We start from the raw sequence: 13,336 nt of genomic DNA on the forward strand, positions 1-13,336 counted from the left end.
TAGTGCAGGCGCGAACGGATATGAAAGATCTGAATACGGTATCGGGCGTGCTGGGTAAAATATATCGCGATATAAAAAGCGAGGCTTTTAAAATACTGCTGCCTTAATTCGTTATCGCCATATTCATTATATCCGCTAAGTATCCTTAATAACGCTATACGGGCGTGATGATGCACGCCCGTGGCTAAGGGAATCATCAATTTTATGTTCAAGGAAAAAAATGCCGCGGTAATGACCGTAGCGGCTACCGCGACCCTGTGTCTTGCCGTCTGGACAATTGTGGTCCTGCTGAGCGGTCTGGGATGGTGGAACTGGCACGCCAACCGCACGCTGCAGTGGACGGCGATCCGCGAGATATTGACCGTCTGTGGCCTGATCTGGGCGTATGGTCTCTGTCTCTGGATACTGGGTTTTATTGCTTTCCACCTGTTTATCAGGCAAAAAGCCGATGGGCAACAGCGTCAGACGCGGACTTTTATTAGCCAGCAGACAAAACCGGCGCAGCCGTTTGCGTCCTTAAAGCACTTTCTCCGTCGCCGCTACGGCCGATTGTGGCGCAATAAGGTCCGCCTGCTGTGGGTCGCTGGCGAGGCGGCGCAGATTGCCGCCATCGCTCCAGGCCTTGCGCAACAGCAATGGCTGGAGGGCCGCGGTACGGTGCTAATTCACGGCGGTAGCCTGTCGGCGACGGTGGATATCGAGCGGCTCAGCGCCCTGCGTCGGCTGCGCGGCCGCCGGCCGCTGGATGGCATCGTGCTGGCGCTGGACAATGCTCAGGCCACCGCCGCGACCCTGGACGGGTATTTGCGAAAGCTGGAGCAGGTTGCGCAGGTTCTGCGCTACCAGCCGCCGGTCTATCTGTGGCAACTCCACGACAGCGACTGGCCGCAGGATACGCGCATTACCCAGACGCTGGGGGCGTTGTTCCCGCCGCGGGCCGTCCCGCAGGATGTTGAACGGCAGCTTCGCGCCATTCTGCCCGCCATGCTGGCGCAGGGGACCCAGCAGTTGTGCGCTGATTCGTCCCACGATTACCTGCTGCGTGTCGCTAAATGGCTGAAGGAGGGTGGTATCAGCGGCTGGAAGACGCTACTGACGCCGTGGCTTACCGGGCATCTGCAACAGATCCCGCTCCGTGGTCTGCTGTTCAGCCCATCGTTAAAGGCGGAAGAAGCGGTGGACAATGGGCTCTATCCCCACCGTTGGCCGGCCCCGGCCGTCTGGCAGGGGATCATCGCAGACTGCAGCCGCGCGCGCGGCGTGCCGGTGGGGGTGGCGTGGCGCCGCTCCCTCGGCGTCGGCCTGCTGGCGCTATGTGCCCTGTGGGCGGCGGGAAGCCTGCTCTCTTTTATCGTCAACCGCCAGCAAATTGTCAGCGCCACCCAGCGGGTACAGCTGCTGCGGCAGCCCGTCGTTAACGACCAGCAGCTGATCGATTTGCAGGTGCTGCGCAACGATATCGGCCGTCTACAGAATCAGCTCGCCAACGGCGCGCCCTGGTATCAGCGCTTTGGTCTTAATCATAATGCGCCGCTTTTTGCCGCGCTGCTGCCGTGGTATGGGCGGGCTAACCAGCGTCTGATCCGCGACGCCGCGGCAGAAGCGCTCACCCGGCAACTGACGGTGTTGGTCAACCTGCCGCCGCGCAGCCCGCAGCGGGCGCAGCTGGCGAAAGCGGGTTATGACCAGTTAAAGGCCTATCTGATGATGGCGCGTCCGGACAAAGCCGATGCGGCGTTTTACCGCCAGGCAATGACCGCCGCGCAGCAGACGCGTCAGGGAGTCGCCCCGGCGCTATGGCAGAGCATCGCCCCCGATTTATGGGGCTTCTATATGGACAACTTGCCATCGCAGCCGACGTGGAGAATCACCCCGGACGCCGCGCTGGTGACGCAAGCGCGTCAGGTGCTGCTGGCGCAAATCGGGCGGCGCAACGCCGAAAGCACGCTTTACGAGAACATGCTGCTGCAGGTGCGCCGTAACTATGCCGACATGACGCTGGAAGACATGACGCCGCAGACCAATGCGAGCCGGTTGTTTACCACGGAAGAGGTGGTGCCGGGGATGTTTACCCGTCAGGCGTGGGAGGGCGGCGTGCGCGAGGCGATCGATAAGGCGGTGGCGACCAGGCGCGATGAGATCGACTGGGTGCTGAGCGATAGCCGCCAGACCGTCAGCGGCGACGTCTCCCCGGAGGCGTTGAAACAGCGGCTGACCGATCGCTATTTCACCGATTTCGCCGGGGCGTGGTTGGGTTTTCTCAATAGCATCCGCTTGAATCCGGCGCGCAATATTGCCGATGTGACCGATCAGCTGACGTTGGCGGGCGACGTTCGTCAGTCGCCGCTGATTGCGTTGATGAATACCCTTGCCTGGCAGGGGCAGACCGGGCAGCAGCGTGAGGGCGTGGCGGATTCGCTGGTGAAATCGGCAAAAAGTCTACTCGATAAGGATAAGCAGCCGTTTATCGACCAGCAGGCCGGCGGCGTGCGCGGCCCGCTGGAGAGCACCTTTGGGCCGCTGCTGGCGCTGATGGGCAAAAATCCCTCTCAAAGCGTGGTCGCCGCAGACAGCACCCTCAGTTTACAGACCTGGCTGACGCGCCTGACCCGCGTACGCCTGCGGCTCCAGCAGGTGGCAAACGCGCCCGACCCGCAGGCGATGATGCAGCAGCTGGCGCAGACCGTGTTCCAGGGTAAAAGCGTCGACCTGACCGACACCCAGGAGTACGGCAGCCTGGTGGCGGCCAGCCTTGGCGAAGAGTGGAGCGGTTTCGGCCAGACCATGTTCGTCCAGCCGCTGACGCAGGCCTGGGAAACGGTGCTGCAGCCATCGGCGGCCAGCCTGAACGAGGCGTGGCAGCGTTCTGTGGTCGCTAACTGGCATTCGGCTTTCGACGGCCGCTATCCGTTTGCCGCGGGCAAAAACGATGTCTCGCTACCGATGCTGGCGGCATTCATCCGTCGCGATAGCGGGCGAATCGACCAGTTTCTTGCCCGACAGTTGGGCGGCGTGCTCAACCGGGAGGGTAGCCGCTGGGTGGCCGATAGCGCGCACAGTCAGGGGCTGACTTTCAATCCGGCCTTCCTGAAGGCGATTAATCAACTGAGTTCCTTGTCCGACATCCTGTTTACCGACGGCAGTCAGGGAATGGGGTTTGAACTACAGGGGGTGGCGACGCCGGGCATTGTTGAAACGCAACTCACCCTCGACGGCCAGAATCTGCACTACTTTAACCAGCTTGCCGAATGGAAAAGTTTCCGCTGGCCGGGGACTATCAACAAACCCGGCGCGATGCTGAGCTGGAGCTCAGTGGCGGCGGGCGCTCGGCTATTGGCGAACGACAGCGGCCCGTGGGGCACGCTGCGTATGCTGGAGAGAATGAAGCGCCAGCAGATCGGCGATGGGCTGTTTCGCCTGACGGTCAATACGCCGGATAACCGGCAACTGCAGTGGCTGCTGCGTACCGAACTCGGCGATGGCCCGCTGGCGTTGCTGAAACTGCGAAACTTCACGTTGCCGACACAGATTTTCATTGTGGAGGCCTCCCGTGCGGAACCGTTTGCCGACGGTGACGTAGAGGAATAAGGGCCGACATTCACGCTGCAAGCGCTGCTTTACAAGCAGCGAGTTTTTCAATTCTGACATCTGAGATATTCCATGGACGATTTAACTCTGCGTTATTTTGACGCTGAAATGCGCTATCTGCGTGAGGCTGGCGAGGAGTTTGCCCGCGCCCATCCCGATCGCGCCGCGGCGTTAAACCTCGATAAAGCCGGCGCCCGCGATCCCTATGTTGAGCGGCTGTTCGAAGGTTTTGCTTTCCTGATGGGGCGGCTGCGCGAAAAGCTCGACGACGACCTGCCGGAGCTGACCGGCGGGCTGGTGAGTATGATCTGGCCGCATTATCTCCGTACCATTCCGTCGCTGGCGATGGTGGAGTTCAGCGTCGACTGGCGGGAGATGAAAGAGCCGCAGCGGCTGAAGAAGGGAACGGAAGTGATCTCCCGGCCCATCGGCGAGACGGGCACCCGCTGCCGTTACACCACGACCCAGCCGCTAACCTTACAGCCGCTCGCGCTCTCCCGCGCCAGCGTCAGGGCGCAGGCCGACGGCCGCCAGGCGATTTGTCTGCGTTTTGACTGTAGCGCGTTGGTGGACTGGCGGGCGCTCGACCTGAGCCGTATTCCGTTGTATCTGAATGCCGACGCGCCATTGGCCTGCGCGCTACATGAAGCGCTGACCCTGAATGTGGCGCGCATCGGCATACGTCTGGCGGGGGAGGCCGATAGCAGGCCGCTGGCGGCCCATTTTGCCGTTTGCGGTTTTGGCCATGATGATGCGCTGCTGCCCCAAAGCGGCGGGTTCAGCGGCTACCAGTTGCTGCTGGAGTATTTCAGCTTTCGTGAAAAGTTTATGTCGGTCGCGCTGTGCGGGCTGGAGAATATGACGTTTCCTGATGCGCCGGGATGGTTTGAGATCGAGGTCGTGCTGGATAAACCGTGGCCGCAGGAGTATGCGTTGTCAGAGAAACATCTGCGTTTACACTGCAGCCCGGTTATTAACCTGTTCCCGCTGGAGTCGGATCCGCTGCATCTGGATTCACTACAAAGTGAGTATCTGCTGCGCCCCATGCGCGTCCAGGATGGACACACCGAAATCTATTCGGTGGAGTCCGTCACCTCTTCACGTCTTTCCGGCACCCAAGTGTATGTGCCGTTTACCAGTTTTCGCCACAAAGGCGGCATGTTGCGCCATGATGCGCCGGAATATTATTACCACACGCGCGTTAAACGTGGCCCGTCCGGGCTGCATGATACCTGGCTGACGCTGGGCGGCGAGGCGTTTGACCAGCATCGCGTGCCGCAGAATGAAACCCTGTCATTGAGCCTGATCGGCACCAACGGCCAGTTGCCGCGGCGGGCGCTGCAAAGCACGCTGCTGGACACGGTGGTCAAATCCACGACGTCGCGACTCCAGGTGCGCAATCTCAGCGCGCCGACGTTGCCGTGTTATCCACCGGATCGCGACCGTTTTCACTGGCGGGTACTGAGCCATCTCGGTAGCAGCTTCCTGTGGATGATGGATAACGCCGAGGTGTTGCGCGGCGCGCTGGCGTTGTACGACTGGACGGACAACGAAATGAACCGCCGTCGCCTGCAGGCGATCGTCGACGTGAGCCACTGTGAGGTGGAACGTTTTGCCGAGGGGCACTTTCTACGCGGCGTGCAGATAGAGGTGACGCTCGACGGTAACGGCTTCGCCGGGCACGGCGACATCTGCCTGTTTGGCGAGATGCTCAACCGCTTCTTTGCCCTGTATACCGACATCCATCTGTTTAATCGTCTGATTCTGATACTGCAACCTACCGGAGAGCGTCTCGAATGGCAGGAGAACCACAAACGCCGCATTCCCGGCTGAGCCCGCGGCTGGAGCGGGATATTCAGCGCATCAACTTTTACCGCTTCTGCCAGCTACTGGAAAAATCGCGACCTGGCGCGCCGGCATTAGGCAGCACGCTAAACCCGGCGGATGATCCGGTACGCTTTCGCCCGCATCCGGGGATGGGTTTTCCGGTCAGCGAACTCAAAGCGGTGGAGTATGATGAGGCGCATCCCGACGCGCCGCCGACGTTGCGCACCACCTTTATGGGGCTATACGGTGTCGATTCGCCGTTGCCCACCGCCTGGCTGGATGATATTGCGCAGCAAAGAGAAGGGCATGAGGCGCAGGAAGCATTTCTCGATATTTTTAACCACCGCATTCTGAGCCAGTTTTATCGCATCTGGCGCAAATACTCGTATCCGGCAACCTTTGAAGACGGCGGTCGCGACCGTACTTCACAGAGCCTGCTGGGGCTGATCGGGCTTGGCATTCCCGGCACCGCTCAGCATATTGCCGCGCCGGTATCTCGCTTTCTGGCATTACTCAGCGTGATGCGCCTGCCCGCGCGTACCGAAGAGGGGATTCAGGCGCTGGTACGATTGTTGGCGCCCCATACGCGAGCGGAAGCGTCGCCGCACTGCCCACGGACGGTGTACCCGGCGCAGCCGCTGGGTTTTTACGGCGATAACGATTTCCTGCTTGATGGCTACACGGTGCTGGGCGATGAAACGACCGAGATTGCCAGCCAGTTGCTGATCGCGCTGTACACCGATGATATCGCCGAGGCCACAGGCTGGATGCCGGAAGGGCAAATCTATGCGGACTTTCTGGTTCTGCTGCGGGTTTATCTCGGCTGGCGCTATAAGGCCAAAATCACCTTAACGCTTCCCACGCCGCTGTTACCCGCGCCGGTACTCGGTGAATCGCCGTTTATGCTCGGCATAAGCGGCGTTCTGGGCATGGAGGGGGACGCGGTTCCGCCGGATTTACCGGCCACGTTTACCACGGAACTGGGCGGCTACCGCGGCATGCCGCTTGCATCATTATCACAAGGAAACCAACGTGTTGCATATCACTTCGCTTAAACTATCCGCACTGATTCTTCTGCCGTTCATGCTGGCGGGTTGCGGGCTAACACAGAAAATCAGCGACGGCGCTTCGTCCGCCGTAAAGTCAGTATTTTATCGCCAGGTGAAAACGCTGCGTCTGGATTTTAGCGCGCGCAATGCGTTAAACACCGATAACCGTGAGGATAACAGCGCCTCCCAGCCGGTGATGGTGCGGGTCTATGTGCTGAAGGATCGCAAGACTTTCGATAAGACGGTTTACCAGCAGCTGGCGGCGGAGGGGGAGGAGATATTAAAAGACGACCAACTGGCCAGCCGCAGCCTGGTGCTCAAACCGGGAACGGAGATGAGTCTCACCATGCCGCTGGATGAACAGGCGCAGTATGTTGCCGTGGTGGCGCTGTTCCGGGCGCCGGATCTGACGAAAAACGACTGGAAGCTGGTGCTTGCCCGTGAGGATCTTGACCCGGACCGCGCGCGCGTCATTGAGGCCAGCCATCATCAACTTGTTCTGCAACCGCGGAAGGAGAAGTGAGAAACGCGCTGCGTAATTTTATATTCCATAAATAACCTCACGGACGCCATGATGGCCAAACCTGATTTTATTTAAGGTTTGGCCTGTCGGGGAATCATTTAACCGTGGGCAGATCGCTATATCGGGTGGTGTATCGCGGGGAGAGCATTTCCCGCTTCATCTGCCACGGTTGCTGGATACCCTGGCCGGCGAAGTAAAGCGTCCCACGTCCGTCCTCAGCATTCAGGCGGTCCAGCACCTCCATCAGTTTTTGGCTATTTTTTCGTGGCGCATTTTCGTCAAACAGATTAAGTTGCGCGACGCCCTGGCTATAAAAATCGCCCAGCATCACCCCGGCTTTCTGGTACCGACAGCCACTTTGCCAGATGGCATCCAGACAACGCGTCGCGGCGGCGATAATATCTCTGCTGTCCTGCGTTGGGGTAAGCAGGGTGACCGAGGCATTATTGGCGTAATACCGTTCATCAGGCGCGAAGGGCGACGTTTTTACAAAGACAGAGATAAACCGGCAGTATTGATGTTCCTGACGAAGTTTCTCTGCAGCCCGGGAAGCGTAACTACAGATGGCCTGGCGCATTTCTTCGTACTCGGTGATGCGATGGCCGAACGAACGGGAACAGATAATCTCTTGCTTTACCGGGGCAAACTCTTCCAGCTCGAGACAGGGCTCGCCGCGTAATTCACGGACGGTTCTTTCCAGTACGACATTAAAGTGTTTCCTGATGAAGCGGATATCCGTGTCAGCCAGCTGCAATACCGTCCGGATCCCCATCGTTTCAAGCCTCTTCGCTATGCGTCGACCCACTCCCCAAACCTCTTCCACCGGTAGCGCCGCCATCAATTTTCTTTGCCGCTCCGCATTCGACAGGTCAACCACGCCTCCTGTCTGCTGTTGCCAGCGTTTTGCCGCATGATTCGCCAGTTTAGCCAGCGTTTTTGTCTGGGCTATTCCGACGCCCACCGTCAGGTGTGTGCGTTGCCGCACCGTGGCTCTGAGCTCATGTCCAAATTCGGTAAGAACGCGGCAGTTACGCACGCCGGTAAGATCGCAAAAAACTTCATCAATGGAGTATTTTTCACAGCGAGGCGACATCTCTTCAAGCGTCGTCATTACCCGGTTGGACATATCGGCGTAGAGTTCATAGTTGCTACTGAAGCAAACCACGCCATGATGTCTGAAGATATCTTTTTGTTTAAAGTACGGTTCACCCATTTTCACAAACGGTTTGGCTTCCGCAGAACGTGAAATCACACACCCGTCATTATTGGACAAAACAACCACCGGGCGGCCGCGTAAGTCCGGGCGAAAGACGGTTTCACAGGAAGCATAGAATGAGTTCACATCACACAGGGCAAACACGATCAGCCCGCCGATTTCACGATGTAGGTCACCACGCCAAAGATTTCCAGACACTCTTCACTGCCTGGCATAATCGGCTGGTAGGCGGGATTATCAGGTTTTAGCATGACAACAGGATGTAACTGGAGGCGCTTAACCGTGAATTCCCCATCCACTGCGGCAATAACGATGCTGCCATGGACGGCCTTGCGGGAGCTATCCACCACCAGTAAATCACCATCACCAATGCCAGCGCCAATCATTGAGTCACCGCTTGATTTCACAAAGTAGGTGGCGCCAGGATGCTGAATCAGCAGTTCATTCAGGTCGATACGCCGTTCAACATAATCCTGCGCGGGGCTAGGAAAACCGCAGGGAACAAGATCGCTGAACAGGGGGAGTGCCACGATCTGGCGTAGTTCGGTTAGTGTGAAAAACTGCATGATGATCACCGATTATCTTTACTGTATGTATATACAGTATTGTAGATCGATGGCAGAGATCAAGAGGGTCGTACCTTATCAAAACCTGCGCCAGCGCCCGGCAGGCGGGGGGTTTTATGTCTGAAGCCGATTGATAAACAATAGATTACCTCATCGCTAATATTAGCGACTGCGCCGTTTAGCTGGCGAAAATAGCGCGACGATTTTATGTAAAAACAATCTGAATATGACTGAGGTAAAGGATCTGATATTAACGAGACAGGGGATGTCTGAGCGATTAACGACCAGGGATTGCTCACCGGCCGACCGTATGCAAGAGCAGGCCGGTGAGCAAATGGCTGTGATGGCAGTTCGCAGCCGCGGTTATTTTAAAGCGTCCGGGCCGGTTTAAACATATTTCTTCGCGCCAGGAGACTATTTTCAGACTTACCTCATTACCGTTTCTAATAAGTCAAACCAGTAATTAACGCCTGTTAAGAAAGCTCCACTACTAATAATGACGGTATAAAGATGAACAAAAGCACAGAGTTGAATAATTAAGAGTATTCCTGGGTGAAATCTCGGGCAGAGAGATGACTTCTGATAAATATTCAGGATAATTTATTAATCTTAAGGAATTAGCCCCGCGGCTGCCTGCACCATAAAGGAATCCATATGGTTAATCGGATATCGATCCTGTCATCTGTCGACAGCTCCTCGTTATTATTCTGGAAATTCAGCGGGCAGGAGAAACTGTCCGAACCTTTCCTCTTTCAGGTCGATTTACTCAGCCAGGATTTTGCTATCGACCGTCAGGCCATGCTCGGCAAAAACATGACGGTGGCGGTTCCCGGCCAATGGGGACAGGAGCGTTATCTTTCCGGCAAAATCACCGCCGTTACCGTACGCGCCGAAGATCTTGGCGAGACGCGCTACGCCGTCTATCAGACCACGCTGGAACCCGATTTCTGGCCGATGATGCGCGACCGCAACTTCCGTATTTTCCAGCAGCAGCGGGTGCCGGATATCGTGGCCAAACTGTTTAGCGAGCATAACGTTAAGTTTGAGGACAAACTTACGCGTAGCTACCGGCAGTGGGATTATTGTGTGCAGTATGCGGAAAGCAGCTTCCATTTCATCAGCCGTTTGCTGGAGCTGGAAGGTATTAGCTATCTGTTCCGCCACGATAAAGACGGCCATACCCTGGTGCTGATGGATGACTATCAGCAGGCTGAATCCTTCCCCGGTTATGAAACTATTCCCTGGCATGCGCAGCCGGGCGGCGGCGCGGTCGGCGAAGAGGGCATCAGCCAGCTGATGGCGAGCCACGTCGTCACGCCGGGGCTTTACAGCACCGATGACTATGATTTTCGCAAGCCCCACGCCTGGATGCTGCAAACGCTGCAGAATCCGGTCTCGCCGACGCCGGGCAAAATCGACGTTTACGACTGGCCGGGGCGCTTTATGGAGCACGGCGACGGCGAAGCCTACGCCCGTATTCGTCAGCAGTCCTGGCAGGCCGAACAGCAGCAAACGCAGGGTATCGCCACCGCGACCGGTATCGTCCCGGGACACACGTTTACCCTGACGCATGCGCCTAACATGGCTGATAACGCTAAATGGCTGGTGGTGGGCGCCCGCTATGATTTTGAAGAGAATCAGTATGCCTCCGGCGGCGGAAATACCGCGCAGCACCGCATCGCATTCACCGTTATTCCCGCCGCGACGCCATTTGTCCCCGCGTCAAGGACCGACTGGCCGCGCACCTACGGGCCGCAAACCGCCCGCGTGGTAGGGCCGAAAGGAGAATCGATCTGGACCGATAAATATGGCCGGATTAAGGTGAAATTCCACTGGGACCGCGAAAGCCAGGGCGATGAAAATAGCTCCTGTTGGGTGCGCGTTTCCAGCGCCTGGGCCGGCCAGGGTTACGGCGGGGTGCAGATCCCACGCGTCGGTGATGAAGTGGTGGTGGACTTTATTAACGGTGAGCCGGACCGGCCGATTGTCATTGGCCGCGTCTATAACGAAGCCAGTATGCCGCCGTGGGCGCTACCGGCGGCAGCCACGCAAATGGGCTTTATGAGCCGCTCAAAGGATGGTTCGCCGGACAACGCCAACGCCCTGCGTTTTGAAGATAAACCCGGCGAAGAGCAGCTCTGGCTGCACGCCGAGCGCAACATGGATACTGAAGTCGAAAACGACGAGACCCATGATGTCGGCAATAACCGCACCAAAACCGTCGGCAAAGACGAAACCAGCCATATCAAACAGAACCGCACCCGCACGGTGGATGGCAATGAAAGCGTTACCGTCGGCAAAGATCGCAGCAAAACCATCAATGGTAATGAAACCACCACCGTTGAGCAGAACCGTACCGAAAGCGTGAAGGGGAATGAGACCCTAAGCGTTGAGCAGAACCGCGATGAAACCATCAGCGGCAACCATACCACCACGGTGAAAAGCGACCATACCGCGACCGTCGAAGGCAAGCAGTCACTGACGGTCGTACAGGATCGCACCCGCCAGGTGCAGGGTAACGAAAGCGTCAGCGTCCAGCAGAACCGTAACGTGCAGGTCACCGGCAATCAGACGCTGGGAGTGACCGGCAATCACGATATTTCCGTGACCGGTAAGCAAACGCAGACCATCACCAGTAAGCAAGAGGTGACGATCGGCGCCGGGCGTACCCTGAGCATCACCGGCGGTGATACCCGCTTTACGCAAGGGAGCGTAACCGACAGCGCTACCGATACCGTACATATCAACGTGGGCGAAAGCGGCATTCTGATAAGTAACGGCAGCGTGGAGATTACCGCTGGCGGGTCGACGATCACCATTAACGCCGCTGGCGTGATGGTGAATGGTAAAAAGATTGAGCTCAATGCCTGACAGGGAAAGGGAATGAACGCGGCGAAGAATCCGACCGAAAAAGTAATGAGCGAGCTTGAGCTTAGCTGGCTGGACGCCAGCGAGCAGGCGGAACAGATCCGCTTATTTATCTGGCGGACGCCTGCCGGCGGCGAGTCGCTGCTTGATGGTTTTATCGCGCTGCAGCAGCATCCTGAAGGCCGCTCGCTGCCGGATCTGCTGCTGGGGTTAACCACGCCGTTCGAGACCGGCTATGGCTACAGCGAGGCGCTCGGGCGCGAGTTTGTGGAACACTACGAAGCGACGCCGGATGCCGCTATATGGGATGCCGAACGCTTTCTCCCAACCTATAGCCCGGCGCAGTTGCGGCAGATGCTGCAGGATTTTGCGACGACATTTCATGACGATTTACGTTATCTGGTGTTGGTGCTGAAACCCTCCGCCGTCAGCGATGAAAAGGCGTTGAACCGCTGGTTGAACGGCTGGCTGGCGCAGGAGGCGTGCAACGCCAGACTGTTACTTATCGACACGCTTGAGCAACCGATTTGGCAGCCGCTGTATGAGGCGCATCCGCGCAGGGTACGGCTGCTGACCGATGACGTCGACAGTATGAAAGTGATGCATCAAACCGCGCGCGGGCAGAGCGATCCGAATCCCGATCGCCTGTTGTTTCGCCGCTATCTGGCTGATGCCATGCTGCTGCTGGAAAAAGGCAGCGCCGCGCAGGTGGCCGCGCGCGGCGGTATGGCGCTCGGCGTCGCCCAGCGCTGCGGTTGGGCCGACCAGCAGGCGATGATGCATAACCTGATCGCCGGCGGTTGGTTGAAAGGTAACGATCATCAACGGGCCGTCGATCACTACCGCCAGGCGCAAAACATCAGCGGCGAAATTGCCGACCCGGCGCTTAAAGGACAACTGCGTACCCAAAGCACTTTTGGCGAGGCCGGCGCCTGGTTCGCGCGTAAAGAGTATCTCCAGGCGGCGAAAGTCTATCGCCGGGCGGCGGGCGAAGCGCAAACCATTCCACACCCGGTATTTGCCGTAGAAGGCTGGCGGATGTCCGGTTTTTGTCTCAACCTCGCCGGGCACCGGGCAAAAGCGATGGAGGAGTATGCCCACGCCATCCAGGCGGCGGAGCCGATCCCACGGCAAGAGCGCGCCCAGACCACGCTGACGCTGGCATTCCAGGATCTGCTGCGCATCCATGATAAACGACGGACCGAGGCGCTTGAGGCCTGCGCGACACGCTGGCAAAGCGAAAAACAGCGCTTAATCCAACAGGCGGAAGACCGCTTGCCGCGGCAACCCGCCGTCGAACAGGTAAAACGCGTGGACCGGCAGTTACAGCTACAGCTGGAAGCCGCGTTCGCGCTAATCCGCGAAGCGCGGGAAAAACTGATCCGCGGCGGCGATGACAGCTTTCGTCGCGTGATCCGCCTGGCGCGGGAGAAGCTGCATCCGCACTGGAACGGTCTGCCGGAGATCGCCCACCCCTTTGATGCCCCGCCGGGTGAATGGCAAAGCCTGCCTGCCTGGGGAAATACCGATGCATCATCCACTGAAAATGCAGGGAGCAACCCGCTATGAAGACCCGGATTATTATTATTGTTGCCGTGACGCTGCTGGCAATTCTGTTTTTAAGCCTTTCGGACGGCGGGTTCGCCACCGAAGTGCGCACCTTCCTGCGCGCGCTGCTGCGCGCCATGTTCTGAGGCGC

General features: G+C 58.1%; 9 protein-coding genes. 7 read left to right on the top strand and 2 right to left on the bottom strand.

Translation table 11 applies throughout. The features are described from left to right. Positions 1-204: 204 nt before the first annotated feature. The 4 genes from ABLU80_RS07005 to tssJ all read left to right on the top strand — a co-directional run bounded on the left by ABLU80_RS07005 (position 205) and on the right by tssJ (position 6,987). Positions 205-3,588, top strand: a complete 3,384-nt coding sequence (locus ABLU80_RS07005) for an ImcF-related family protein (protein ID WP_348849850.1) — start codon at positions 205-207, stop codon at positions 3,586-3,588. 72 nt (positions 3,589-3,660) lie between these two features. Next, positions 3,661-5,421: a type VI secretion system baseplate subunit TssF gene (gene tssF / locus ABLU80_RS07010; protein WP_020078511.1), complete on the top strand. Its 1,761-nt coding sequence runs from the start codon at positions 3,661-3,663 to the stop codon at positions 5,419-5,421. Beyond that, on the top strand, positions 5,385-6,470 hold the full coding sequence (gene tssG / locus ABLU80_RS07015) for a type VI secretion system baseplate subunit TssG (RefSeq protein WP_348849851.1): 1,086 nt from the start codon (positions 5,385-5,387) through the stop codon (positions 6,468-6,470). Before tssF ends, tssG begins: the two co-directional genes overlap by 37 nt. Continuing rightward, a complete protein-coding gene (gene tssJ / locus ABLU80_RS07020) occupies positions 6,448-6,987 on the top strand; it encodes a type VI secretion system lipoprotein TssJ (protein ID WP_032714761.1) in 540 nt (179 codons plus the stop codon). Before tssG ends, tssJ begins: the two co-directional genes overlap by 23 nt. A gap of 94 nt (positions 6,988-7,081) precedes the next feature. Here tssJ and ABLU80_RS07025 read toward each other — a convergent pair whose 3' ends face one another. Beyond that, a complete protein-coding gene (locus ABLU80_RS07025) occupies positions 7,082-8,347 on the bottom strand; it encodes a Y-family DNA polymerase (RefSeq protein ID WP_015366112.1) in 1,266 nt (421 codons plus the stop codon). Positions 8,348-8,349: 2 nt separating this feature from the next. Next, positions 8,350-8,769, bottom strand: a complete 420-nt coding sequence (locus tag ABLU80_RS07030; protein WP_015705808.1) for a translesion error-prone DNA polymerase V autoproteolytic subunit — start codon at positions 8,767-8,769, stop codon at positions 8,350-8,352. A 654-nt stretch (positions 8,770-9,423) separates the two neighbouring features. On the opposite strand from ABLU80_RS07030, the gene tssI reads away from it, so the two are divergent. Genes tssI through ABLU80_RS07045 form a run of 3 tightly spaced genes read left to right on the top strand, consistent with a single transcriptional unit; the run spans position 9,424 to position 13,331 of the window. Next, positions 9,424-11,640 (top strand): type VI secretion system tip protein TssI/VgrG, encoded by a 2,217-nt coding sequence (gene tssI / locus ABLU80_RS07035; RefSeq protein WP_213199965.1) that lies wholly within the window; start codon positions 9,424-9,426, stop codon positions 11,638-11,640. 12 nt (positions 11,641-11,652) lie between these two features. Beyond that, positions 11,653-13,206: a hypothetical protein gene (locus ABLU80_RS07040; protein ID WP_348849852.1), complete on the top strand. Its 1,554-nt coding sequence runs from the start codon at positions 11,653-11,655 to the stop codon at positions 13,204-13,206. Then, positions 13,203-13,331 (top strand): hypothetical protein, encoded by a 129-nt coding sequence (locus tag ABLU80_RS07045; protein WP_015366119.1) that lies wholly within the window; start codon positions 13,203-13,205, stop codon positions 13,329-13,331. The genes ABLU80_RS07040 and ABLU80_RS07045 overlap by 4 nt, the downstream gene beginning before the upstream one ends. Positions 13,332-13,336 lie beyond the last annotated feature (5 nt).

This window comes from Klebsiella sp. CN_Kp104 (genome assembly GCF_040064515.1).
In the GTDB taxonomy this organism is placed as follows: domain Bacteria; phylum Pseudomonadota; class Gammaproteobacteria; order Enterobacterales; family Enterobacteriaceae; genus Klebsiella; species Klebsiella aerogenes.